This is a genomic window from Actinomadura latina NBRC 106108, assembly GCF_001552195.1.
Lineage (GTDB): Bacteria > Actinomycetota > Actinomycetes > Streptosporangiales > Streptosporangiaceae > Spirillospora > Spirillospora latina.
On record NZ_BCQS01000005.1, the window covers coordinates 823188 to 845581 of the forward strand.

Annotated in this window: 27 protein-coding genes and 3 tRNA genes; 9 read left to right on the forward strand and 21 right to left on the reverse strand. The window is 72.7% G+C overall.

The window, feature by feature from the left end:
- Positions 1-38 precede the first annotated feature (38 nt).
- From thiD to AL2_RS10155, 3 genes are all read right to left on the reverse strand, one after another.
- Complete coding sequence (thiD, locus tag AL2_RS10145) at positions 39-845, reverse strand: bifunctional hydroxymethylpyrimidine kinase/phosphomethylpyrimidine kinase (RefSeq protein ID WP_067632167.1); 807 nt, start codon at positions 843-845, stop codon at positions 39-41.
- A 43-nt stretch (positions 846-888) separates the two neighbouring features.
- Positions 889-1743, reverse strand: coding sequence for a cellulose binding domain-containing protein (locus AL2_RS10150; RefSeq protein WP_067632168.1), 855 nt, complete (start codon positions 1741-1743; stop codon positions 889-891).
- A gap of 101 nt (positions 1744-1844) precedes the next feature.
- A complete protein-coding gene (locus AL2_RS10155) occupies positions 1845-2759 on the reverse strand; it encodes a thiamine-phosphate kinase (protein WP_067632170.1) in 915 nt (304 codons plus the stop codon).
- A gap of 134 nt (positions 2760-2893) precedes the next feature.
- On the opposite strand from AL2_RS10155, the gene AL2_RS10160 reads away from it, so the two are divergent.
- Together AL2_RS10160 and AL2_RS10165 are read left to right on the forward strand one after the other, a co-directional pair.
- The gene (locus tag AL2_RS10160; RefSeq protein WP_067632172.1) at positions 2894-3127 is read left to right on the forward strand and encodes an Lrp/AsnC ligand binding domain-containing protein; all 234 of its coding nucleotides are present in this window, start codon (positions 2894-2896) and stop codon (positions 3125-3127) included.
- Between the two features lie 52 nt (positions 3128-3179).
- On the forward strand, positions 3180-3620 hold the full coding sequence (locus AL2_RS10165; RefSeq protein ID WP_245666498.1) for a DUF3515 domain-containing protein: 441 nt from the start codon (positions 3180-3182) through the stop codon (positions 3618-3620).
- Here the strand turns inward: AL2_RS10165 and AL2_RS10170 are convergent, their stop codons facing one another.
- From AL2_RS10170 to AL2_RS10215, 11 genes are all read right to left on the reverse strand, one after another.
- Positions 3621-4175 carry a hypothetical protein gene (locus AL2_RS10170; protein WP_218003646.1) on the reverse strand — a complete coding sequence of 185 codons (555 nt, stop codon included), beginning with the start codon at positions 4173-4175 and terminating at the stop codon, positions 3621-3623.
- Positions 4172-4366: a ferredoxin gene (locus AL2_RS10175; protein WP_067632176.1), complete on the reverse strand. Its 195-nt coding sequence runs from the start codon at positions 4364-4366 to the stop codon at positions 4172-4174. The genes AL2_RS10170 and AL2_RS10175 overlap by 4 nt, the downstream gene beginning before the upstream one ends.
- A complete protein-coding gene (gene cyp51 / locus AL2_RS10180) occupies positions 4363-5703 on the reverse strand; it encodes a lanosterol 14-alpha demethylase (protein ID WP_067632178.1) in 1341 nt (446 codons plus the stop codon). The genes AL2_RS10175 and cyp51 overlap by 4 nt, the downstream gene beginning before the upstream one ends.
- Positions 5700-6479 (reverse strand): SDR family oxidoreductase, encoded by a 780-nt coding sequence (locus AL2_RS10185; RefSeq protein ID WP_067632181.1) that lies wholly within the window; start codon positions 6477-6479, stop codon positions 5700-5702. The genes cyp51 and AL2_RS10185 overlap by 4 nt, the downstream gene beginning before the upstream one ends.
- On the reverse strand, positions 6480-7676 hold the full coding sequence (locus AL2_RS10190; RefSeq protein ID WP_218003647.1) for a cytochrome P450: 1197 nt from the start codon (positions 7674-7676) through the stop codon (positions 6480-6482).
- Positions 7677-7686: 10 nt separating this feature from the next.
- Positions 7687-8274: a TetR/AcrR family transcriptional regulator gene (locus AL2_RS10195; RefSeq protein ID WP_245666500.1), complete on the reverse strand. Its 588-nt coding sequence runs from the start codon at positions 8272-8274 to the stop codon at positions 7687-7689.
- Between the two features lie 141 nt (positions 8275-8415).
- A complete protein-coding gene (locus AL2_RS10200; RefSeq protein WP_067632187.1) occupies positions 8416-9144 on the reverse strand; it encodes an OBAP family protein in 729 nt (242 codons plus the stop codon).
- Positions 9145-9211: 67 nt separating this feature from the next.
- Positions 9212-9295, reverse strand: a tRNA-Tyr gene (locus AL2_RS37340).
- A 22-nt stretch (positions 9296-9317) separates the two neighbouring features.
- Positions 9318-9390 (reverse strand) — tRNA-Leu (locus tag AL2_RS10205).
- A 5-nt stretch (positions 9391-9395) separates the two neighbouring features.
- A tRNA-Leu gene (locus AL2_RS10210) sits at positions 9396-9469 on the reverse strand.
- 215 nt (positions 9470-9684) lie between these two features.
- Positions 9685-11049 carry a protein kinase domain-containing protein gene (locus AL2_RS10215; RefSeq protein WP_067632190.1) on the reverse strand — a complete coding sequence of 455 codons (1365 nt, stop codon included), beginning with the start codon at positions 11047-11049 and terminating at the stop codon, positions 9685-9687.
- A 141-nt stretch (positions 11050-11190) separates the two neighbouring features.
- Between AL2_RS10215 and AL2_RS10220 the strand changes: the two genes are divergently transcribed.
- Genes AL2_RS10220 through AL2_RS10235 form a run of 4 tightly spaced genes read left to right on the forward strand, consistent with a single transcriptional unit; the run spans position 11191 to position 14582 of the window.
- Entirely contained in the window at positions 11191-12651 is a 1461-nt protein-coding gene (locus AL2_RS10220; RefSeq protein ID WP_067632192.1) for an aldehyde dehydrogenase, read from the forward strand.
- Positions 12648-13382: an SDR family oxidoreductase gene (locus AL2_RS10225; RefSeq protein WP_067632194.1), complete on the forward strand. Its 735-nt coding sequence runs from the start codon at positions 12648-12650 to the stop codon at positions 13380-13382. Before AL2_RS10220 ends, AL2_RS10225 begins: the two co-directional genes overlap by 4 nt.
- Positions 13379-14218 (forward strand): NAD(P)-dependent oxidoreductase, encoded by an 840-nt coding sequence (locus AL2_RS10230; protein WP_067632196.1) that lies wholly within the window; start codon positions 13379-13381, stop codon positions 14216-14218. The genes AL2_RS10225 and AL2_RS10230 overlap by 4 nt, the downstream gene beginning before the upstream one ends.
- Positions 14211-14582: a carboxymuconolactone decarboxylase family protein gene (locus AL2_RS10235; protein WP_067632198.1), complete on the forward strand. Its 372-nt coding sequence runs from the start codon at positions 14211-14213 to the stop codon at positions 14580-14582. Before AL2_RS10230 ends, AL2_RS10235 begins: the two co-directional genes overlap by 8 nt.
- Positions 14583-14620: 38 nt before the next feature.
- Here the strand turns inward: AL2_RS10235 and AL2_RS10240 are convergent, their stop codons facing one another.
- The 3 genes from AL2_RS10240 to AL2_RS10250 form a co-directional block, all read right to left on the reverse strand.
- The gene (locus tag AL2_RS10240; protein ID WP_067632200.1) at positions 14621-15742 is read right to left on the reverse strand and encodes a D-alanine--D-alanine ligase family protein; all 1122 of its coding nucleotides are present in this window, start codon (positions 15740-15742) and stop codon (positions 14621-14623) included.
- Positions 15743-15807: 65 nt separating this feature from the next.
- Entirely contained in the window at positions 15808-16797 is a 990-nt protein-coding gene (locus AL2_RS10245; protein ID WP_067632618.1) for an NAD(P)H-dependent glycerol-3-phosphate dehydrogenase, read from the reverse strand.
- Between the two features lie 17 nt (positions 16798-16814).
- Positions 16815-17663 carry a lysophospholipid acyltransferase family protein gene (locus AL2_RS10250; RefSeq protein WP_067632202.1) on the reverse strand — a complete coding sequence of 283 codons (849 nt, stop codon included), beginning with the start codon at positions 17661-17663 and terminating at the stop codon, positions 16815-16817.
- A 102-nt stretch (positions 17664-17765) separates the two neighbouring features.
- Here AL2_RS10250 and cofC point away from each other — a divergent pair, with 102 nt between their 5' ends.
- Entirely contained in the window at positions 17766-18443 is a 678-nt protein-coding gene (gene cofC, locus AL2_RS10255; protein ID WP_067632204.1) for a 2-phospho-L-lactate guanylyltransferase, read from the forward strand.
- Positions 18444-18453: 10 nt separating this feature from the next.
- Positions 18454-18657 carry a hypothetical protein gene (locus tag AL2_RS10260; RefSeq protein WP_067632620.1) on the forward strand — a complete coding sequence of 68 codons (204 nt, stop codon included), beginning with the start codon at positions 18454-18456 and terminating at the stop codon, positions 18655-18657.
- A 49-nt stretch (positions 18658-18706) separates the two neighbouring features.
- On the opposite strand, the gene AL2_RS10265 is transcribed toward AL2_RS10260, so the two are convergent.
- From AL2_RS10265 to leuC, 4 genes are all read right to left on the reverse strand, one after another.
- Positions 18707-18985 (reverse strand): HU family DNA-binding protein, encoded by a 279-nt coding sequence (locus AL2_RS10265; RefSeq protein ID WP_026403810.1) that lies wholly within the window; start codon positions 18983-18985, stop codon positions 18707-18709.
- A 158-nt stretch (positions 18986-19143) separates the two neighbouring features.
- Positions 19144-19377, reverse strand: a complete 234-nt coding sequence (locus tag AL2_RS10270; protein WP_067632206.1) for an SCO5555 family protein — start codon at positions 19375-19377, stop codon at positions 19144-19146.
- 192 nt (positions 19378-19569) lie between these two features.
- On the reverse strand, positions 19570-20157 hold the full coding sequence (leuD, locus tag AL2_RS10275) for a 3-isopropylmalate dehydratase small subunit (RefSeq protein WP_067632209.1): 588 nt from the start codon (positions 20155-20157) through the stop codon (positions 19570-19572).
- An 11-nt stretch (positions 20158-20168) separates the two neighbouring features.
- Complete coding sequence (gene leuC / locus AL2_RS10280; RefSeq protein ID WP_067632211.1) at positions 20169-21566, reverse strand: 3-isopropylmalate dehydratase large subunit; 1398 nt, start codon at positions 21564-21566, stop codon at positions 20169-20171.
- 98 nt (positions 21567-21664) lie between these two features.
- Between leuC and AL2_RS10285 the strand changes: the two genes are divergently transcribed.
- Positions 21665-22384 carry an IclR family transcriptional regulator gene (locus AL2_RS10285; RefSeq protein ID WP_083946300.1) on the forward strand — a complete coding sequence of 240 codons (720 nt, stop codon included), beginning with the start codon at positions 21665-21667 and terminating at the stop codon, positions 22382-22384.
- Positions 22385-22394 lie beyond the last annotated feature (10 nt).

The following is a 22394-nucleotide window of genomic DNA, read 5'->3' on the forward strand; positions in this document are numbered from 1 at the left end:
ATCGGAATCCCGGTGAGCCGACTTTTGCGTGTCCGGGTTCAGGGGCGGTGCCGCCAGCCGTGGTCGACCGGGCCGATGCCGGAGCCCAGCGGGAAGCCGGCCGCGATCGCGCCCGTCACGTAGTCCTTGGCCTTCGCGACGGCGGTGGGGACGTCCTCGCCCAGGGCCAGGTTGGACGCTATGGCGGAGGCGAGGGTGCAGCCGGTGCCGTGGGTGTGGCGGTTGTCGTGGCGGGGAGCGGTGAAGAGGTGCTCGTGCTCGCCGTCGAACAGCAGGTCGGTCGGCTCGCCCGGCAGGTGGCCGCCCTTGATCAGCACCCACTGCGGGCCGAGCGCCCTGACGGCCTCGGCGGCCTCGCGCAGACCGGACTCGTCCACGACCTTGACGCCGGTGAGCTGCTCCACCTCGTAGAGGTTCGGCGTCACGACGGTCGCGGCCGGGAGCAGGGCCGAGCGGACGGCGTGGACGGCGTCGGGGGCGAGCAGCGAGTCGCCGTGCTTGGAGACGCCCACCGGGTCGACGACGGCGGGCGCGGCGGAGCCGGCGATCGCCTCGGCGGCGATCTCCACCAGCGCCGTGGACGCGAGCATCCCCGTCTTGAGCGCGTGCACGCCGATGTCGGACAGGACGGAGTCGAGCTGCGCGCGCACCGCCTCGGGCGGCAGCTCCCAGTAGCCCTGGACGCCGAGGGAGTTCTGCGCGGTGACGGCGGCGACGACGCTCATCCCGTGGACGCCGTGGGCGAGCATGGTCTTCAGGTCCGCCTGGATGCCGGCGCCGCCGCCGGAGTCCGAGCCCGCGATCGTCAGGACGAGGGGCGGGGCCGGGGACGGATGGTGCGACATGCCGTCCACCCTATGGCGATCCGACCGGTTCGGCGATCCTGCCTCAGACCAGGGCGCAGGGCAGCTTGTTCAAGATGCAGGACGACGGCCGGGAGGCGGTGCCGCGCGCGGTGAACACGATCCGGACCGTGTCGCCGGGGGCGATCCCGCTGCGGCCCCGGACGAAGGCGAGGCTGCCGGTCCTCACGACGGTCGCGCCGCTGATCGCGGTGACCGAGGCGTTGGGGATCTTGAAGGCGAGCGCCCACGCGGTGACGGGCTGCGCGCCCTTGTTGGCGATGGTGGCGGTGGCCTTGAAACCGCCGGGCGTCTCGGACGCGACGCGGAAGGCGATGATGAGGCCGTCGGCACGGCCGGTGCCGCGGCCGGCGCGCTCGCCGGGGCCGCGCTGGGAGACCTGGCTGTCGCGGGGATTGGTGACGGTGTCGCGGGGTGCGCCGCCCGCGAAGTTGAGCGATATCTGCTGCGTGCTCAGCGCGTAGGAGACGATGCCCACCGCGATGACGAGCGCGACGATCGGCAGCAGCGGGAGCGGCAGCATGGAGAGGAACTTCGGCCAGCCGCGCCCGCCGGGCGATTCCGCGTGCGGCGCCGGCCGGTCGCGCGGACGTTCCGGGGGCCTCTCGCGGGCGCCGGCGGGAGCGCCGGGGTAGTCGCCCGGATAGTCGCCGGGCAGGGGGTCGAGCCGGTAGCCCGGCGGGCCGTGCTGGCGGTCCGCGGCCGGCGGCGGACCGGGCCGTGCCCGCTCGTACGACGACACGAACACCCGGTCGTCGGTCGGCCCGGAGAAGACGTCGTAGGACGGGTCGACGGGAGCGCCGTAGTACGGACCCTGGGACGCGGGGGCGCCTGATACGGGTTCGTCGTCCGGCTGCTCGTGCCTCGTGTGTCGTCCCATCCCATTCCTCTTCGATCACAGGATGTATACCAAACCCGTACCAAACCTGCCTACCGGATGTGTCAACGCACACGGGTGTACGCCGTCCGTGAGGCCGTCGTTCAGACGGCGAAGTGATCCCACGCGCCGGGCGGCGGTTCGCGGCCGTCCACGCGCACCCCCGAACCCGCTGCCACGGCGCCGATCCGCGACCAGGACGGCGGCGGGTCGCCCGGGAACGTCCCGGCGAAGGCGTGGTCCTCGCCGCCGGTGAGCGCGTGCCGCAGCCCGCCGGGCCCGAGGATCTCCGGGACGGGGACGGCCGCGGAGTCGATGTCGATCCGGACGCCGCTCGCGTCCGCGATGTGCCCGAGGTCCTGGACGAGCCCGTCGCTCACGTCCAGCAGCGCGGTGGCGTCGCGGGCCCGCGCCTCGTCCCCGGCGCCGTAGGGCGGTTCAGGGCGCCGGTGCGCCGCGATCAGCTCCTCGGGCCCGTCGCGTCCCTCGGTGAGCAGCGCCAGCCCGGCGGAGGCGAACCCGAGCCTGCCCCGGACGGCCACCACGTCCCCCGGACGGGCCCCGGAGCGCAGGAGCGGTGCCGCACCGCCCAGATCGCCGAGCGCCGTGACGGCGAGCGTGACGTGCGGGGCGGACACGACGTCGCCGCCCGCGACGGACGCTCCGGCGACGCGGCACTCGTCCGCGAACCCGTCGTACAGCCGCTCGGCCCAGCCCGCCTCGGTCTCGGCCGGTGCCGCGAACCCGATCAGGAGGGCCGTCGGCCGGGCGCCCATCGCGACGACGTCGGCGAGGTTCTGCGCGGCGGCCTTGCGCCCGATGTCGTAGGGGCCGGACCAGTCGCGGCGGAAGTGCCGTCCCTCCACGAGGAGGTCGGTGGTGGCGACGACGCGCCCGTCCGGTGCGGCGACCACGGCCGCGTCGTCGCCCGGGCCGAGCCGGACCGCCGCCCCCGGCGGCAGCCGCCGCGTCAGCCGGCCGATCAACCCGAACTCGCCCAGCTCGCCGATCGTGCCCATCCGCGCCCGTTCCCCCGTGTTCCGCCTGTTCGGCCCGCGCCGCCGCGGCACCCGGTACCCCGGGCCCCCGCCGCGGCGGGTAACACGATACGGTGAACCGTCCGACGGCAGATTCTCCGCTTGGGGAGGACGTGATGGTGCAGGCCTACATCCTCATCCAGACCGAAGTCGGTAAGGCCGCCGAGGTGGCGGGTCACATCTCCGGCGTGACCGGCGTCACGCTGGCCGAGGACGTCACGGGACCCTACGACGTGATCGTCCGGGCGGAGGCGCGCAATGTCGACGAGCTGGGCAAGCTCGTCGTCGCGCAGATCCAGGCGGTCGAAGGCATCACCCGCACCCTCACCTGCCCGATTGTTCACATCTAAAGGGCTTGGGCCGGGAGGTCCGGGGGGCCGTCCCCTGAGGCGGAGCGCACGGTTGGCCGCGCTCGCCGGGCTGGCGGCGCTCGCGGCGGGGTGCGGCGACGGCGCGGTCCAGGTGCCCGTGCCGAGCCCGGACGCGGCGATCACGCGGCTGTGCGAGGGCCTGCGGCTGCCCGAGCGGGTGCACGGCCAGGAACGCCGCGACACCTCCCCGGGCTCGCCGCTGACCGCCGCGTGGGGGTCGCCCGCGATCGCGCTGCGCTGCGGCGTGCCGCGGCCCGCGGCGCTCCAGCCCCGGTCCGAGCTGGTGACGATCAACGGGATCGACTGGTTCGGGACGCCCGTCCACCGGCCGGTGACCTGGACGGCGGTCGGACGGCAGGCCTACGTCGAGGTGACGGTGCCGCCGAAGTACAACCCGGCCGGGGACGTGCTGATCGAGCTGGGACCGTCGATCACGTCGACGATCCCGCCGAAGCCCGAGGGCCAGATCTGATCACCAGATGGGGACCGGGCTCTCGCCACGCGGGTAGTAGCCGGGGATCGGCTCGCCGGCGGCGGCCCGGTCGAGGCGCCGCTTCATCCCGTCCGACAGCACGCCCGCCTTCATCATCTCGACGAACACGGACGTGACGTTGCCGAGGTCGAACCAGTCGCGCTGCCACGACCACTGGCGGTTCCCCGCGTACCGGAACCAGGACCCGCCGATGCCGAGCACCTCGTAGGGCGTCCCGTCGGGGCGGACGGCGTCGGCGACCTGCTTCCAGAAGCCGACGACCTCGCCCTTGACCTCGTCGACGAGGATGCTCTGGTACGGGTACGTCCAGCCGTCGAGGCCGCCCATCTCCAGGCCGAGCGCGATGTCGCGGATCTCGCCCCGGCCGACGGCCATGAAGTCCTGGTCGGGGCCGATGTTCCAGCCGTAGGTGGCGTCCTCGGTGTAGAGGTCGGCGAGCGGGCGCCAGTCTCCGAGCTCCTCGCACCGGCGGTTCTCCGCCAGCCAGTGCTCCACCATCGCGTCGAGTTCTTCTCGGGGGAAGGACGGCATCATGTCTCCAGCAGTCTGAGGGCCTGGGTGGGGCAGTAGCGGACGGCGGCGGCCACCTCGCGGCGCATGTCCTCGGGCGGCTCGGCGTCGAGGACGCGCACCTTGCCCTTGGGCGGCACTTCGAAGACGCCGGGGGCCTCCAGCTCGCACATGGCGTGTCCCTGGCACAGGTCCAGGTCGGCCTCGATCCTCACCGGCGCCTCCTGCGGTAGCGGACGGCGCACGGCTGGGCGAGCTGGACGACCATCTTGGAGTGGTCGTTGCGGTAGGTCTCGGGCGGCTGCGCGGGCTCGAACTCCCAGTCCCGCAGCAGCACCGAGAAGATCGCCTTGAGCTGCATCATCGCGAAGTTCGCGCCGACGCAGCGGTGCCGTCCGGCGCCGAACGGCACCCACGTCCAGCGGTGGAGGAGGTCCTCCTCGCGGGGCTCGATGTAGCGGCCGGGGTCGAAGGCGTCGGGGTCGGGGAAGTCCTCCGGGATCCGGTTGGAGACGGCGATGCTGCAGCCGACCATGGTGCCCTCGGGGATGTGGTGGCCGAGGACCTCGTGGTCGGTCTTCGCGACGCGCAGCAGCAGGATCAGCGGCGGATGCAGCCGCAGCGCCTCCTTGATCGCCGACTCCAGCCGCGGGATCGCGCGCAGCGCCTGGAACGACACCTCGCGGCCGTCGTCGTAGAGCTCGTCCAGCTCCCGGACGACGCCGTCCAGCACGTCGGGGTGGCGGAGCAGCTCGATGAGCGTCCAGGCGGCGGTACCGGACGTGGTGTGGTGCCCGGCGAACATCATCGAGATGAACATGCCGGTGACCTGGTCGGCGTCGAACTTCAGCGTCCCGTCCGCGTCCTTGATGGACATGAGGACGTCGAGGAGGTCGCGGTCCTCCTTGGGAGGCTTGGCCGGCCGGCCGTCCATGATCCCCTGGACGAGCTCGACGAGCGCCGCCCGCGCGGCGTCGCGCTTGCGGAAGCTCTCGATGTCGGCGTACGGGTCGACGTAGGCGATCGCGTCGGTGCCGCGTTCGAGGTCGTGGTACAGGTCGGCGAACCGGCGGTCGAGCTGCTCGCGGAACTTGCGCCCGATCAGGCACGCGGACGAGGTGTAGATCGTCAGCTCGGCGAACCAGTCGAGCAGGTCGATCTCGCCCTCCTCGCCCCAGCCGGCGACCAGCCGGTCGACCTCCGCGGAGATCGTCGCGGCGTGCCCCTTCATGAACGAGCCCTTGAGCGCCTGGTTGTGCAGGGCCTCGCGGCGCTGCTCGGGGGTGGCGTCGAACACCACGCCCTCACCGAAGATCGGCGTCATGAACGGGTACGCCTCGGCCTGGTCCAGCTCCTCGTCCGGGGCCCGGAAGAAGAACTCGTTGGCCTCGGCGCCGGACAGCAGCACGACGCGCCGCCCGGCGAGCCGGAACTCGCCGACGTCGCCGCATTCGTCGCGGACGCGGCGCATCAGCCCGATCGGGTCGGTGCGCAGCTCCTCCAGATGGTCGGGACCGCCCGACACGACGCGCGGCTCCACCAAAGCGGTCATGATTCCTCCAGGGGGGCTTCGGGCTGTACTTCGACGAGCCGCAGATGGGCGCCGCGCGGGGTCGCGACGATCGCGGCGACGGCGGCGGCGACGTCGGAGGGGCGCAGGAAGTAGGGGTGGCGGGCATGGCCCCACTTCGCCCAGTCCTCCAGGACGGCGCCGGTCGTCTCGGCGTCCCAGGTCATGCCCATGCCGGTCGCGGTGGGTCCGGGCCGGACGATGGACGCCCGCACCCCCGTCCCCTCCAGCTCCATCTGCATGGTGCGGGCCATGCCCTCGACGCCGTTCTTCGCCGCGACGTAGGCGCCCGTCCAGGAGCGCGGGGCGGGGACGGTGTCGGACGAGACGAACACGATGTCGCCGCGCCGCCGCGCCACCATGGGCGGGACGAAATGCGACACGAGCCGGTGCGCACCGACGAGGTGGACCTGCAGCTGCGCGAGGAAATCGTCCGAGCCGAGTTCGTGCAGGCGCCCGGCGGACAGGTCTCCGGCGCTGGACACGACCACCTCGACGGGTCCGAGCGCGTCGCCGGCCGCCGCCGCGAACGCCTTGACGGAGTCGGAGTCGCCGACGTCCAGCGGGTGCGCGAACGCCTCTCCCCCGCCGGCCCGGATCGTCGCCGCCAGCTCCTCGCACTTCTCGGCGCGCCGCGCGCCGAGCGCGACCGGGTGCCCGGCCAGCGCCAGCGCCGTCGCCGTGGCCGCGCCGATGCCGGACGACGCGCCGGTCACCACGGCCGGGCGCCGCTCGGGGTGGGGGTCGAACCGGGGCATCTACCGCACCTCCACGCTGACGGGCAGCGCCGCGAAGCCGCGGACGTTCACCGAATGCACCCGCTCGGCCTTCGCGAAGTCGACCTCGTAGGACGCGACGTTCCGCACGAACTCGGTCAGCGCGATGCGGGCCTCCAGCCGGGCCAGGTTCGCGCCGAGGCAGAAGTGCCGCCCGCCGCCGAAGCTGACGAGCTGCGAGGTGTCGCGGTCGAGGTCGTAGACGTCGGGGTCGTCGAAGACGCGCGCGTCGCGGTTGGCGGAGCCGACCAGCAGCAGCACCCGGTCGCCCTCGGGGACGCGCCGCCCGTGCAGCTCGACGTCCTTCGCGACCTTCCGGGCCAGCATCTGGCTGGAGGTGTCGTAGCGGAGCGTCTCCTCCACCCAGTCGTCCACCCGCGCCGGATCGCGCAGCGGCTTCGCCACCTGGGCGGGGTTCCGCGCGCCCCAGTACAGGGCGTTGGCGAGCAGCTTCGTCGTGGTCTCGTTGCCGGCGACGACCATCAGGAAGAGGAAGGCGATGATCTCGGTGTCGTCCAGCCGGTCGCCGTCGATCTCGGCGTCCAGCAGCGCGGACGTCAGGTCGTCCGACGGCTTGCGGCGGCGCTCGGCGACCATGTCCTGGTAGTAGCCGACGAGGGTGAGCGCGGCGTCCATCCCGGCGGGCGGGACGTCGTTGAGCCCCTCCTCCCGGTGGACGACCGTGTCGGCGAGCCGGCGCACCTCCACCCGGTCGGCCTCGGGGACGCCCATCATCTCGGAGATGACGTCCATGGGCAGCAGCCCGGCGATGTCCGCGACGAAGTCGAACTCGCCCTTCTCCAGGGCGGGCTCCAGGTGGCGCAGGGTCAGCGCGCGGATGCCGTCCGCCATCTCCTTCACCCGCCGGGGCGTGAAGCCCTTCGACACGAGCGCGCGCATGCGCGTATGGCGCGGCGGGTCGAGGGCCAGGAACGACATCGTCCGGGGCGCGTGCGGCCCCCACGCGCTCGGCTCCACCGAGACGCCGTGGGAGTTGGAGAACGTCCCGTGGTCGCGGAACGCCGCGGCGACATCGGCGTGCCGGGACAGCGCCCAGAACCCGAGCTCGTCGTTGCGGTAGAGGGGCGCCTCCTCGCGGAGACGCTCGTAGACGGGGTAGGGGTCTTCATGGACGGCGTAGTCGAACGGGCTGTAGGAGACCTGCGCGGCAGGGTCCACGGCCGTCACCTCACTCCGGGGGGTCGGGCAGGATGAGCTCCGCCATCTCGGCGAGCCGGTCGGCCATGCGGGCGTAGGACGTGTAGCCCATGCCCGCGTGCACGAGCGCGCCGGTGTAGGCCAGCTCCAGCGCGCCGAGGATCTTGGGGTCGTCGTGGTCGCGGAGCGCGGCCTGCAGCCGCTCGCGGATCGCGACGCCGATCCGCACCCGCAGCTCGCGGACGTCGGGGTCGGTGCCGAGCAGCGCGGTGGTGCACGCCGCCGCCAGCTCCGGCTCGTCCGACACCAGCAGCGCGATGTCGCGCAGCGTCTCCACCACGCGTTCGAGCAGCGCGCCGTCCGCCTCGACCGGCGGCAGCGCGCTGAGCCGCCGCCAGAACACCTCCGTGATCAGATGGTTCTTGGAGGCGAAGTAGGTGTAGGCGGTGGCGGGGGCCACCCCGGCGCGCTTGGCCACGTTGCGGACGGTCAGTCCCTCGTAGCCGGTCTCGCCGACCTCCACCACGGCGGCGTCGGTCAGCCGCCGCACCGTGTCGGCCTGCCGCTCGGTGAGGCGGCGGCGGGTGGGTTCGGTCGTCAGCTGCTCGTTACCGGACACGTGTCCAGACATTAGTTCAGGAAGCGGGACCGCGCAACAGCCACCGGTGGTCAGGGCGCCAGATCGACCCGGACGCCGTCCGCCGGGCCGGCCGGCAGGACGACCGGCAGGACGACCGGCGTGCCGTCGCCGTGCCCGGCGTCAGGCGGGCGAGCGGCCGTCGGCGTCCACGACGCCCGGGATGGGCTCGGTGCCGGTGAACTGGTCGCGCATCGCGTCCACGCCGCACTGCGGGCCGGCCAGCGGAACGAAGTCCTGCCGCTCCTCGCGCTTCTTCTCCGTGTCGAGCCGCATGTTCTGGTCGCGGTCGCGCTTGAGGGCCTCGTCGCACTCGCCCTCGCGGTTGAAGGACCACATCAGCATGGGGTCGCCGATGGGAAGCGCGTGGCCGGGCTCGCCGTCGTGTCGTCCCGTGTGCCAGGTGTGCCACGTCTTGCCGTAGGAGTTCATCAGGCGCTTCATGAACGCCTTCTCCGCGACGTCCGGGAGGCCGGGCGCGGCGAGCTGGCCGGACAGGATCTCGAAGTTGTGCGGGTGCCAGTAGGACTTCTCCTGCTCGTCCAGCGAGTCGAACATCTCCTTGGAGACGATGTACTCGATGCCGATCAGGTTTGCATCGCGCGTGTTGCCGTCGAACAGCACGCACTGCAGGAGGTCGTCGTTGACGACACGGCAGTAGTGGTGCGCCTCCATCTGGTTGTGCGGCTCGTCCTTGGCGCAGTGGAAGCCGACCACGTAGACGTCGAAGTCCTTCAGCGGCGTCGCCTCCTGCAGCAGGTTGGCGCCCTGTTCGAGCGTCGACAGCCATGCCCCCTTGCCCTTGCCGGGCGGACGTGTCGGGCTGCGCCGCTCCTTCACCTTCGGGTTCACCGAATGCCCCCTCGTATCGGGTTGCCGTCGGTGCCCTACTGCCCTTGAAGGATGAGGGGAATCTCGGTGGGGCGGGTGGGATTCGAACCCACTCAGCGCGTGGCACCTGGGTTACGGCCAGGCCCGACTCTCCGAGCGTCGGCGCCGCCCCGTGCGCGGGATCAACCGCGTCGTACCTCCGGAGGGATTCGAACCCCCAGCACACGGCACCTCATGCCGCTGTCTCTACCGTTGGACTACGGAGGCGTGCGTGCGGCCCCCGGGATTCGAACCCGGAGCGTCCACTTCCTGAGAGTGGCCCCTCTGCCGGTTGGGGTAGAGCCGCATGGATCGCGAGGAGGCGTCACTCGCGGCGGCTCGGCCGGGGCCTCGTTACGAGGCGGGATACCGGCCGGGGCGGGCGTGCGACGCCAAGGGCAGTCGGAGTCGATACTGCTCCAGAGCCATGGCCGGTCCTCCTCTCCACCGTCTTCGACGGGCTGACACCGCCTACGGTGCCATCGGCGGCGCACGGGCCGCAACGGGTTTCCGGGCGGACGGTCAGGTCTCGTCGGGCAGGGACCAGCCGAAGGCGACCAGCGCCCAGAAGGCGACCATGATCCAGCCGAGCGCGATCCCGGTCACCGCGAGGCCCAGGCCCCGCTCGCCCGACCTCCGTACCCGCACCCACGCCATGTGCCCGGCGATGATCGCGGGGATGGACGGCAGCCCGCACGTGATCAGCCCGACCGCCCCCATGGACACCGCGTAGATCGCGAGGCTGTTGACCGGCGGCTTGCCGTGCGGCCCCGGGTACCGATGGCCCGCGTGCGGCTGGTGGGCCGCGTGCGGCGGCTGCGTCGGGTGGCCGCCGTACCCCGCGGGCTGCCGGAAGGCGGCCGGGCGGGCGGCGATCGCGTCGGCGTACCGGTTCCAGGACTCCGCCTCGGCGGTGCGGCCCTGACCGGTCAGCAGCACCGCGAGGCTGCGCATCGCGGACGGGTCGCCGCCCTGGGCGGCCTGCCGGTACTGGCTCTCGACGAGCGCCTCCGCCTCTCCCGCGGCGAGCCGCGGGGCCGGCGGCGGGGTGGACGGGTGCGCCGCCGGCGCCTGGGTGGGCTGCTGCCGGACGTCGCTGGAGATGAGGCGGTCCAGGAGCGACTGGGCGGACGGGCGCTTCGCCGGGTCCTTGGCAAGCGCGGCCCGGACGGCGTCGAGCAGCATGCCGTCCAGCCCGCTGAGGTCCGGTTCGCCGTTCATGATCTGGTGGATGACCGCGGGCAGGGAGTGGCCGCCGAAGCACGACCCGCCGCGCGCCGCGAACGCGACGGTCGCGCCCCACGCGAACACGTCCGACGCCGGGGCGGCGCCGCGCCCGTCCAGCTGCTCGGGGGCCATGAACGCTGGCGTGCCGACGATGCCGCCGGTCGCGGTGAGGCGCGTCCCGTCCAGGGACCGGGCGATGCCGAAGTCGATGACGCGCGGCCCGAACGTGGACAGCAGCACGTTGGCGGGCTTCAGGTCGCGGTGCACGACGCCCGCGTCGTGGATGGCGGTCAGCGCGGTCGCGATCCCGACCGCGACGGCCTCCAGGTCGGCGCCGCGCAGCGGCCCGTCCTTCGCCACCGCGGCGTCGAGGCTCGGGCCGTTCACGAACTCGGTCACCAGGTACGGCGGGTCGGCCGCGGGGTCGGCGTCCAGGACCGGAGCCGTGCAGAACGGCCGGACGCGCTGCGCCGCCGCGACCTCCGCCTCGAACCGCGCGCGGTACCGCCCGTCGGCGGCGTACTCGCGCCGGATGACCTTGATGGCGACCTTGCGCCCGCTCGTGTCCAGCCCCGCGTACACGGTGCCCATCCCGCCCTCGCCGAGCCGGTCCGCGACCCGGTAGGGGCCGATGCGTTCCGGCAGGCCGGGCTGGGACACGGGTCCTCCTCTGGATCACTGGGCCGGTGCGACCAGCCTGCCACAACTCCCCCGCGACCCGGCCCGGAATGTCGGCCCGGTACCAGATCGGAGTCTTGCCGCACTTGCGCTCCAGCGGGCCCTGAACTGTAGTCTGGACAGGTGTCCAGAACAACCGATCGCTTGCTTCTGCTGGACGGGCGGCTCGTCCCCGGGACGGGCGGCGCCTTCGAGACGATCAATCCCGCGACCGAGGAGGTGCTCGGCACCGCCGCCGACGCCACCGCCGCCGACATGGACCGCGCGATCGGCGCCGCCCGCCGCGCGTTCGACGAGACCGCCTGGGCGACCGATCACGCGTTCCGCGTGCGCTGCCTGCGGCAGCTCCGGGAGGGGCTGCAACGGCGCGCCGACGAGCTGCGCGAACTCACGATCAAGGAGGTGGGCGCACCCCGGTTCCTGACGTTCGGGGCCCAGCTGGACGCACCCGTCGACGACCTCGGGTGGTTCGCCGATCTGGTCGGGTCCTACGAGTGGGAACGGGACCTCGGCCGGGCCGAGCCGATGGGGATGCCCAGCCACCGGCGGGTCCGCCGGGAGGCCGCGGGCGTCGTCGGCGCCATCACCCCGTGGAACTTCCCGCACCAGATCAATCTGGCCAAGCTCGGACCGGCGCTGGCGGCGGGGAACACGGTGGTGCTGAAACCGGCGCCCGACACGCCCTGGTGCGCGGCGGTGCTCGGCGAGGTCATCGCCGAGGAGAGCGACATTCCGCCCGGCGTCGTCAACGTGGTGACGTCGTCCGATCATGGGCTCGGGGCTCAGCTGACGCAGGATCCGCGCGTCGACCTGGTGTCGTTCACCGGGTCCACGGCGACGGGCCGGAACGTGATGGCGAGCGCCGCCGCCACCCTGAAGCGGGTCTTCCTCGAACTGGGCGGCAAGTCCGCGTTCGTGGTGCTGGACGATGCCGATCTGCGGGCCGCGTGCTCGTACGCGGCGTTCTCCGGGATCGCGCACGCCGGGCAGGGGTGCGCGATCACCACCCGGATCCTCGTCCCGCGCGAGCGGTACGAGGAGGCCGCCGAGATCACGGCGGGCACGCTGGCGAAGCTCGGGGCCGGCGACCCGCAGGACGACCGGACGATCTGCGGCCCGGTCATCTCCGCGAAGCAGCGCGAGCGCATCGAGGGCTACCTGGAGCTCGCCGCCGAGGAGGGCGGTTCGTTCGCGTGCGGCGGCGGCCGCCCGGAGGGCCGCGACAAGGGCTTCTGGATCGAGCCCACGCTGATCACCGGGCTGGCGAACGACGCCCGCGCGGCGCGCGAGGAGATCTTCGGCCCGGTGCTGGTGCTGCTGCCGCACGACGGCGACGACGACGCGGTGCGGATCGCGAACGACTCGCCGTACGGGCTGTCGGGCGCGGTGCACGGCGGTGACGCGGAGCGGGCGCGGGCGGTCGCGCGGCGGCTGCGCACCGGGACGGTCAGCGTGAACGGCGGCGTCTGGTACGGCGCGGACGTCCCGTTCGGCGGCTACAAGCAGTCGGGGATCGGCCGCGAGATGGGCGTGGCCGGCTTCGAGGAGTACCTGGAGACCAAGGCGATCGCGGAGGGCGCATGAGGTTCGAGGGAAAGGTCGCGGTCGTCACCGGGGCCGCGCAGGGCATCGGCGAGGCGTACGCGCGGGCGCTGGCGGCCGAGGGCGCGCACGTGGTCGTCGCGGACGTGGACGAGCGCGGGCAGGGCGTCGCCGACGACATCAAGGGGCTGTTCGTCCGGACGGACGTGTCCGACCCCGCATCGGCCGAGGCCATGGCGGCGGCCGCGAAGGAGCGGTTCGGCGGGATCGACCATCTCGTCAACAACGCCGCCATCTTCGGGACGATGAAGCTGGACTTCCTCTTCACCGTCGACTGGGACTACTACAAGAAGTTCATGTCCGTGAACATGGACGGTGCGCTGCTGTGCGCGCGCGCCTGCTACCCCCACATGCAGGAGCGCGGTGGCGGTTCCATCGTGAACCAGTCGTCCACGGCGGCCTGGCAGTACTCCGGCTTCTACGGGCTGGCCAAGGTCGGCGTCAACGGGCTCACGCAGCAACTCGCGCACGAGCTGGGCAGCATGAACATCCGCGTGAACGCGATCGCGCCCGGCCCGATCGACACCGAGGCCAACCGCGCGGTCGTGCCGGGCAACATGTCGCAGAAGATCGTCCGGGACAAGATGGCGCTGAAGCGCATGGGCTCGCCCGGCGACCTCGTCGGCGCGTGCCTGTTCCTGCTGTCGGACGAGGCCGCGTGGATCACCGGCCAGATCGTCAACGTCGACGGGGGCGAGGTGTTCCGCGCATGACGGTCGGGTTCATCGGGCTCGGCCAGATGGGCGCCCCCATGGCGGGCCACCTCGCCGGCCGGGGCCTGGTCGTCTACGACGCGCGTCCCGAGGCGATGGCGCCGCTGGTCGCGGCGGGCGCGCGGGCCGCGAAGAGCGTCGCGGACGCCGCCGCGCACGCCGACCTCGTCTCGATCATGGTGCGGGACGACGGCCAGGTGAACGAGGTGGGCGACGAGGTGCTCGCCAGCGCCCGTCCGGGCACGGTGCTGGCGATCCACTCGACGATCCGCGCCAGGACGGCCGAGGACCTCGCGACGCGGGCCCACCGGTACGGGATCGAGGTCGTGGACGCCCCGGTCAGCGGCGGGTTCATGGGCGCGAGCGCGGGCAGCCTCGCGGTGATGGTCGGCGGGACGGACGAGGCGTTCGAGCGCTGCCGCGAGCCGTTCGGCGCCTGGGCGGAACTCGTCCTGCACATGGGCCCGGTCGGCGCGGGCACCCGCGCGAAGCTGGCCCGCAACATGCTGCACTTCATCTCGTTCACGGCCGCCGCCGAGGCGCAGCGGCTGGCGGAGGCGTCGGGGGTGTCGCTGCGGAAGCTGGGCCGGGTCGTCCGGCACACCGACGCGATCACCGGCGGCGCGGGGTCGATCATGCTCCGCCCGACGACCGCCCCGCTGCAGCCCGGCGACGACCTCTACGACATCCTCTGCCATACCCGCGACCTCGGCGAGAAGGATCTGACCCTCGCCCTGGAACTGGCCGACGAGCTGGGCGTCGACGTCCCCCTCGCCCGCATCGCCCGCGACCGCTTCGGCCCCGGGCTCGGACTTCCTGGAGACACCGATGGATGAACGGCGCCGGCGCGGGCTGGAGATGATGCGGGAGGTCTACGGCTGGGAGATCGGCGACGCGCCGGGCGACTTCTTCGGCATCACCGTCGACCACCTCTTCGGCGACATCTGGACGCGTCCCGGCCTCAGCCTCCGTGACCGGCGCCTGCTGCTCATCGGCATGCTCGCCGGTCAGGGGCTCAACGACGTCCTCGACATCCAGATACCGGCGGCGCTGGCCAACGGCGAGGTGTCCCCGGACGAGCTGCGCGAGATCGGCATCTTCCTGACCCACTACATCGGCTGGCCGCTCGGCTCCAAGCTCAGCGTCCAGATCGACACGCTGATCGCCAAGCACGCGAAACGGCTGAAAAAGGAGGAATAGGCAACCGGGCGGCCGGCTCCCCCACGGCCGGCGCGCGGCTAGCGCAGGCCGGTCGAGCGCTTCAGGGCCGTCTGGATGAGCCGGTCGACCAGCGCCGCGTAGCCCAGCCCGGTCGCCGCCCACATCTGCGGGAACGCCGACGCCGGGGTGAAGCCCGGCATGGTGTTGATCTCGTTGAGGATCCACCGGCCGTCGGGCGTGTGGAAGAAGTCGACGCGGGCGAGGCCCTCGCAGTCCAGCGCCTCGAACGCCTGCACGGCGACGCGGCGGACCTCCTCGATCGCGGCGGGCGGCAGGGCGGGCGGGATCTCCATCCGGGTGGCGCCGTCGAGGTACTTGGTCTCGAAGTCGTAGAAGTCCTGCTCGCCCGACGTCAGCACCTCGGCGGGCAGGCTGGCCTCGGCCGGGCCGTCGTCCTCGCCCTGCAGGACGCCGCACTCGATCTCGCGGCCCTCGATCGCGGCCTCGACGATCACCTTCGGGTCGTGCTCGCGGGCCGCGTCGACCGCCGCCTCGAGGTCCGCCTCGCCGGTGACGCGGCTGATGCCCATGCTCGACCCGGCGCGGGCCGGCTTGACGAACACCGGGGTGCCGTCCGCGAGGCCCAGCTCCTTGATCTCGTCGATCTTGCGCTTGCGCTCGCGCCGCCACTCCCGGTCGCCGACCAGGACGTACGGGCCGACGGGCAGGCCGCGCGCCTGCCAGACGAGCTTCATGTACCCCTTGTCCATGCCGACGGCGCTGGCCAGCACGCCGGCGCCCACGTACCGGACGCCCGCCAGGTCGAGGAGGCCCTGGATGGTGCCGTCCTCGCCGTAGGGGCCGTGCAGGAGCGGCAGGACGACGTCCACCTCGGCGAGCGGCTCGGGGATCTCGCCCGGCTGGACGACCATCAGCCCGCGGCTGTCGGGGTCGAACGGCAGCGCGAGGACGCCGCCGGCGCCGGTCACCTCGGGCAGCCGGCCGTCCTCGATCGCGAGCCGCAGGTCCGCGGGCGGGAGCACCCAGCGCCCGTCGCGGGCGATGCCGATCGGCACCACCTCGTACCGGTCCCGGTCGATGGCGGCCATGACGGCGCCCGCGGTGACGCAGGAGATCGCGTGCTCGGAGCTGCGCCCGCCGAAGACCACCGCCACGCGGATCTTAGAAACCTGGGACATGACGTCCGACCCTACCTGTGATCAGCCCGCGCGGGCCACGAGCGATCCGGGCGCCGCCCACCGCATCACACTCCGTACCGCTCGGGCTTCGGCGAGCGCGAGATCAGCGAGATGGCGGCCTCCTTGATCGGCATGCCGTGGTGCAGGACGGCCGTGACCGCCTCGGTGATCGGCATCTCCACGTTGTGCTTGCGGGCGAGCTCCAGCACCGCCTCGGACGACTTGACGCCCTCGGCCGTCTGCTTGGTGACCGCGATGACCTGGTCGAGGGTCATGCCGCGGCCGAGGTTCTCGCCGAACGTCCGATTCCGCGACAGCGGCGAGATGCACGTCCCGACGAGGTCGCCCATCCCGGCGAGGCCCGCGAACGTGTGCTCGTCGGCGCCGAGCGCCGCGCCCAGCCGGGCGATCTCGGCGAGCCCGCGGGTGATCAGCAGCGCCTGGGTGCTGGCGCCGAACCCGAGCCCGACCGACATGCCGACGCACAGCGCGACGATGTTCTTCACCGCGCCGCCCAGCTCGCAGCCGACCATGTCGGTGGAGGTGTAGACGCGGAAGTACGGGGTCATCGTGGCGGACTGCAGGCGCCGCGCGACGGACTCGTCCACGCAGGCGGCGACGGCGGCGCCGGGCTCGCCGCCGGCGATCTCCCGGGCCAGGTTGGGGCCGCAGAACACGCCGACGCGCTCCTGCGGGATTTCGGCGACCTGGCAGATCACCTCCGACATCCGCAGCGACGTGCCGATCTCGACGCCCTTCATCAGGCTGACGAACACCGCGTCCGGCGGCAGGTGCGGCAGCCACCCGCCCAGGTTCCGCCGGAGCGTCTGCGCGGGGACGGCCAGCGCGACGAAGTCGGCGCCCTTCAGCGCCTCCGCCGGGTCCAGCGTCGCGCGGACGCCCACCGGCAGGGTGACGCCGGGCAGGTAGTCGGGGTTCTCGTGCCGCTCGTTGACCGCCTCCACGACCTCGGGGCGGCGGCCCCACAGGACGACGTCGCCGCCCGCGTCGCGCAGCAGCTTGCTGAACGTCGTCCCCCAGGATCCGGCGCCCATCACCGCGGTACGGAAGGTCACGAGCCGGCCGCCTTCCGCTTCGCCGCGGGCCCGGTCCCCGGCTCGGACGGCGGCGCCGGCTCCGGGACGGCGGCCCTGGCCGCCGCGTCCGCCCGGCGGCGCTCCTCCAGCACCCGGTGGTGGTCGTAGCGCTCCTCGGGCGGTTCCTCGCCGCGCAGCTCGCCGAGCAGTCCGGCGATCGCCGTCATGATGTCGTCGGTCGCGGACCGCAGCGTCTCCTTGCCGAGCGGCAGCCCCTCGTACGCGGACAGGTCCACGGGCGGCCCGGCGATCACCTTCATCGTCTTGCGGGGCAGCGGGTGGAACCCCTTCTTGAGGCTGCCCGCGAGCCCCTTCTGCTCGCCCTTCTTGTACGGCATCAGCTCGTGCGCTCCCCAGCTCGCCACCGGGACGACCTTGGCGCCGGTCTTCAGCGCCATCCGGGCGACGCCGGTCTGGCCGGTCATGGGCCACAGTTCGGGGTCACGGGTGCAACTGCCCTCCGGGTAGAACATCAGGCATTCGCCGTCCATCAGCGCCTTCTCCGCGTCCTGTAGGGCCATCGCCGCGTCCTCGCGGTCGCGGTACACGGGGATCTGGCCGGTGCCGCGCAGCACGGCGCCGATGAACCGCACGTCGAACAGCGTGGACTTGGCCAGGTAGACGGGGTAGCGGCCCGACTCGAAGACGAAGTGGGCGAGCGCGAGGGGGTCGGACTCGGAGATGTGGTTGGCGGCGATGATGACGCCGCCCTTCCCGGGTACGTTGCCCCGGCCCCGCCAGTCCCGTTTCAGGAGCCCGAAAAGCAGCGGGCGCAGGATGACGATCGTGAGCTTCCGCCATCCGGGCGAGTACCCGTGGCTCATGCCCGTCCCCTCCTCATTCCGTCCCCCTCCTCGGTCCACCCCCCGGATGAACATGGGGTGTCCTCAAGTGTCGCGGTTGCGTGCGCATAGTGTCGAGTTGCCATGTCTACAACAGCACGGCCCGCCGCGGCGCGCGGCGGGCCTCATCTCCACTGGTCACTCGTGGTCCCCGTCAAGGTGCTGGCCAGGGCGAAGACCCGGATGGCCGCGGCGGCGGGCCCGCACCGGGAGGCGCTCGCGCTCGCGGTGGCGGCGGACACGGTCGCCGCGGCGCTGCGCTGCGACCGGGTCCGCGACGTGATCGTTGTCACCGACGATCCCCTTCCGGCGGACGCCCTCGCCGCCCTCGGCGCCCGGGTGGTGCCCGACGTGCCGGACGCCGGCCTGAACCCGGCGCTGGTGTACGGCGCCGGCCGGGGGCGCGAGCTGTCGCCGGACGCGGGCGTCGGGGCCCTCTCCGCGGACCTGCCCGCTCTGCGGCCGGATGAACTCGGCCGCGTCCTCGACGCCGCGGCGGCCGCGGCCGAGGCGTTCGTCCCGGACGCGGCGGGCGTCGGCACGACGCTCTACACGGCCCGTCCGGGCGTCCCGTTCGCGCCCGCGTTCGGCGGCGGCTCCCGGGCGGCGCACCGGTCCCGCGGCGCCGCGGAGATCGTCCTGCCCGGCACCGACAGCGTCCGCCGCGACGTCGACACCCCGGACGACCTCCGCGCCGCCCTCGCCCTCGGCGCCGGCCCCCGCACCGCCGAGGTCGCGGCGCGGCTGCCGTCGCTGGCCTAGAGTGCCGCCCATGCAGGCGACGGTGAAGGCGTTCGACGCGGAGACCCGGTCGGGGAGCGTGCTGCTCGACGACGGGACGGAGCTGGCGTTCGACGCGGACGCGTTCGCGGCCGGGGGGCTCCGGCTGCTGCGGTTCGGCCAGCGGGTCAACCTCGCGCTGGACGGCGGCCGCGTCTCGGCGATCACGCTCTCGACGTTCCCGCTGCCCTCCTGAACGCGTCAGCGCCCGGGACCGTCGGGTCCCGGGCGCTGTCGCGGTGAGGCTACTTCTTTCCCGCCACCAGGTTCTTGAAGTCGGCGCCGGCCTTGAACTTCGGCACGGACGTCGCGGGAACCTCGATGGTCTTGCCCGTTGCGGGGTTGCGGGCCGTACGGGCAGGCCGGTCGGCCTTCTCGAACGAACCGAACCCGGTGATCGCGACCTTGTCGCCCTTGGCGACGGCGGTCTGGATCGCCTCCAGGATGGCGTCGACTGCCTCGGCTGCGGCCTTCTTGCTGCCCAGCCGGTCAGAGATCGCGTCGACCAGCTCACGCTTGTTCATGGGTTACTCCTCTAGTTCCCCCCTTGCCCGAACGAAACTAAGGGACCCTCAGCATGGACACAATCACCTGCACGCAATACTTGGCGTGTCGCTGGCGTTTTTGTCGCCCTCGCCCCCGTCTCGCCGGGTGACCGGACCGGATCCGGCCACTGCGCACGCTAACCGACGCCGGGCCCGTCTTGGAAATCGGCGAGGAACGCGTCCAGCCTGCGGGCGGCCAGCCCGGCGTCCCGTTTCGCCAGATCGGTGATCGCCAGCAGGTGCCGGATCAGCCGCTGCCGGGTCTCCGCCGGAAGCGGCGCGACGGCCTTGTGAGCGTCACGCAACTGCCGTGCGAGCTGGGTCAATGCAGGGTCGTCCCACTCCGGGCCACCCCACGGAACCGCGCCCAATTCCCTTCCCCCAAACGCTCGGTGAGCATGGCAACGGAGAAATTGTCCCCGGTGCCCCTCCCCCTCGACACGCCCGGGGGTGTATTAGGCGTGTCGCGGCGACGCCACGCCGCCGCCACGGGCGCAGAGACCGTGACGGCGGCGTGAGGATCGCCTGCGTCGTACCGGGTGTTCCAGGGGTCGGCCCTCGGGCTACAGGGTCGCGGGGAGCCAGGGGCGGCGGTTCGACTCGAAGTCGTTGATGGCCTCGGCGTGGCGGAGGGTCAGGCCGATGTCGTCGAGGCCCTCCATGAGGCGCCAGCGGGTGTAGTCGTCGATGTCGAAGGACGCGACGACGTCGGCGTAGCGGACCTCGCGCTTGTCCAGGTCGACGGTGATCTCCAGGGTGGGGTCCTTCTCCACGCGGGTCTGGAGGTCCTCGACCTGGTCGCTCGTCAGGATGACGGGGAGCAGGCCCATCTTGGTGGAGTTGTTGCGGAAGATGTCGCCGAAGCGCGGCGCGATGATGACGCGGAAGCCGTACTGCTGCAGGGCCCAGACGGCGTGCTCGCGGGACGAGCCGGTGCCGAAGTCGGGCCCGGCGACCAGGACGCCGGCGCCGTCGTACTGGGGCTGGTTCAGGACGAACCCGGGGTCCTCGCGCCAGGCGGAGAACAGCCCCTTCTCGAAGCCGGTGCGGCTGACCTGCTTCAGCCAGACGGCCGGGATGATCTGGTCGGTGTCGACGTTGCTGCGGCGCAGCGGGACCGCACGCCCGGTGAAGGTGGTGAACGCTTCCATCGTGGGATTCCTCAGAGGTCGGCGGGGGCGGTCAGGCGGCCGGTGACGGCGGTTGCGGCGGCGACGGCGGGCGACACCAGGTGGGTGCGGCCGCCGGGTCCCTGGCGTCCCTCGAAGTTGCGGTTGGACGTGGAGGCGCTGCGCTCGCCCGGCGTGAGCTTGTCGGGGTTCATCGCGAGGCACATGGAGCAGCCGGCCTCGCGCCATTCGGCGCCGGACGCGGCGATGACCTCGTCGAGGCCCTCCTCCTCGGCCTGCTTCTTGACCTTCATGGAGCCGGGGACGACCAGCATGCGGACGCCGTCGGCGACCTTGCGGCCGCGCAGCACGCCGGCGACGGCGCGGAGGTCCTCGATGCGGCCGTTGGTGCAGGAGCCGACGAAGACGGTGTCGACCTCGATGTCGCGCAGCGGCGTCCCGGCGGTGAGGCCCATGTAGTCCAGGGCGCGCTCGGCGGCCTGCCGCTGGACGGGGTCGGAGAACGACGCGGGGTCGGGCACGGACCCGCCGAGCGGCAGGCCCTGGCCCGGGTTGGTGCCCCAGGTGACGAACGGCGTCAGCTCGGCCGCGTCGATCACGACCTCCTTGTCGAAGACCGCGTCGTCGTCGGTGCGCAGGGACGTCCAGTACTCGACGGCCTTGTCCCAGTCCTCGCCCTGCGGGGCGTGGGGGCGGCCCTTGAGGTACTCGAAGGTGGTCTCGTCCGGAGCGATCATCCCGGCGCGGGCGCCGGCCTCGATGGACATGTTGCAGACCGTCATGCGGCCTTCCATCGACAGGGAGCGGATCGCCTCGCCGCGGTACTCGATGACGTGGCCCTGGCCGCCGCCGGTGCCGATCCTCGCGATGATCGCGAGGATGAGGTCCTTGGCGGTGACGCCCGCGGGCAGCGCGCCGTCCACGGTGACGGCCATCGTCTTCGGCTGGACCTGCGGCAGCGTCTGGGTGGCGAGGACGTGCTCGACCTCGCTCGTGCCGATGCCGAAGGCGAGCGCGCCGAACGCGCCGTGCGTGGACGTGTGCGAATCGCCGCAGACGACGGTCGTGCCGGGCTGGGTCAGGCCGAGCTGCGGGCCGATGACGTGGACGATGCCCTGGCCCTCGTCGCCCATCGGGTGCAGCCGGATCCCGAAGTCGGAGCAGTTCTTGCGCAGCGTCTCGACCTGGGTGCGCGACACCGGGTCGGCGATGGGCTTGAGCAGGTCCGTGGTCGGGACGTTGTGGTCCTCGGTGGCGATCGTCAGGTCGGGGCGGCGGACCGGGCGGCCGGCCATCCGCAGCCCGTCGAACGCCTGCGGGCTGGTCACCTCGTGCACGAGGTGCAGGTCGATGTAGAGGAGGTCGGGCTCACCCTCGGCGCGCCGTACGACGTGCGCGTCGTAGACCTTCTCGGCCAGTGTTCGGCCCATCACTCCCACCTCACCTGATGATTGGCGGCGCGCCATCGCGCCGTGGTCTCGGTCACCTCGACTTGCAATCTCATATTACGAGACGGCAATATCAAGACATGGACAACTCTAGCGGAGTCGGCGTACTTGACAAAGCCGTGCTCGTTCTGAACGCGCTGGAGGCCGGCCCGGCCTCGCTCGCGCAGCTCGTGCAGACGACGGGGCTGGCCCGCCCCACGGCGCACCGGCTGGCCGTCGCGCTGGAGCACCACCGCCTCGTGCACCGCGACACGCAGGGGCGCTTCATCCTCGGGCCGCGGCTCGCCGAGCTGGCCGTCGCCGCCGGCGAGGACCGGCTGCTCGCGATCGCCCAGCCCATTCTCGCCCAGCTGCGCGACCTCACCGGGGAGAGCGCCTCGCTGTTCCGCCGCCAGGGCGACGTCCGGGTCTGCGTCGCCGCCGCCGAGCGGACCAGCGGCCTGCGCGACACCGTGCCGGTCGGCGCGGCGCTGCCGATGACGGCGGGCTCGGCCGCGCAGATCCTGCTCGCGTGGGAGGAGCCCGACCGGCTACACCGGGGGCTGCGCAACGCCAAGTTCGAGGCGACGACGCTGTCGTCCGTCCGGCGGCGCGGGTGGGCGCAGAGCGTCGGGGAGCGCGAGCAGGGCGTCGGTTCCGTGTCCGCCCCCATCCGCGGCGCGGGTGGACGGGTGATCGCCGCCGTCTCGGTGTCCGGCCCGCTGGAACGCCTGACCCGATCCCCCGGGCGCCTGCACGCGGGGCCCGTGGCCGCCGCCGCCGAGAAGATCTCCGAGGGGATGCGCCGCACCGCCTCCTGACACCCTGCCT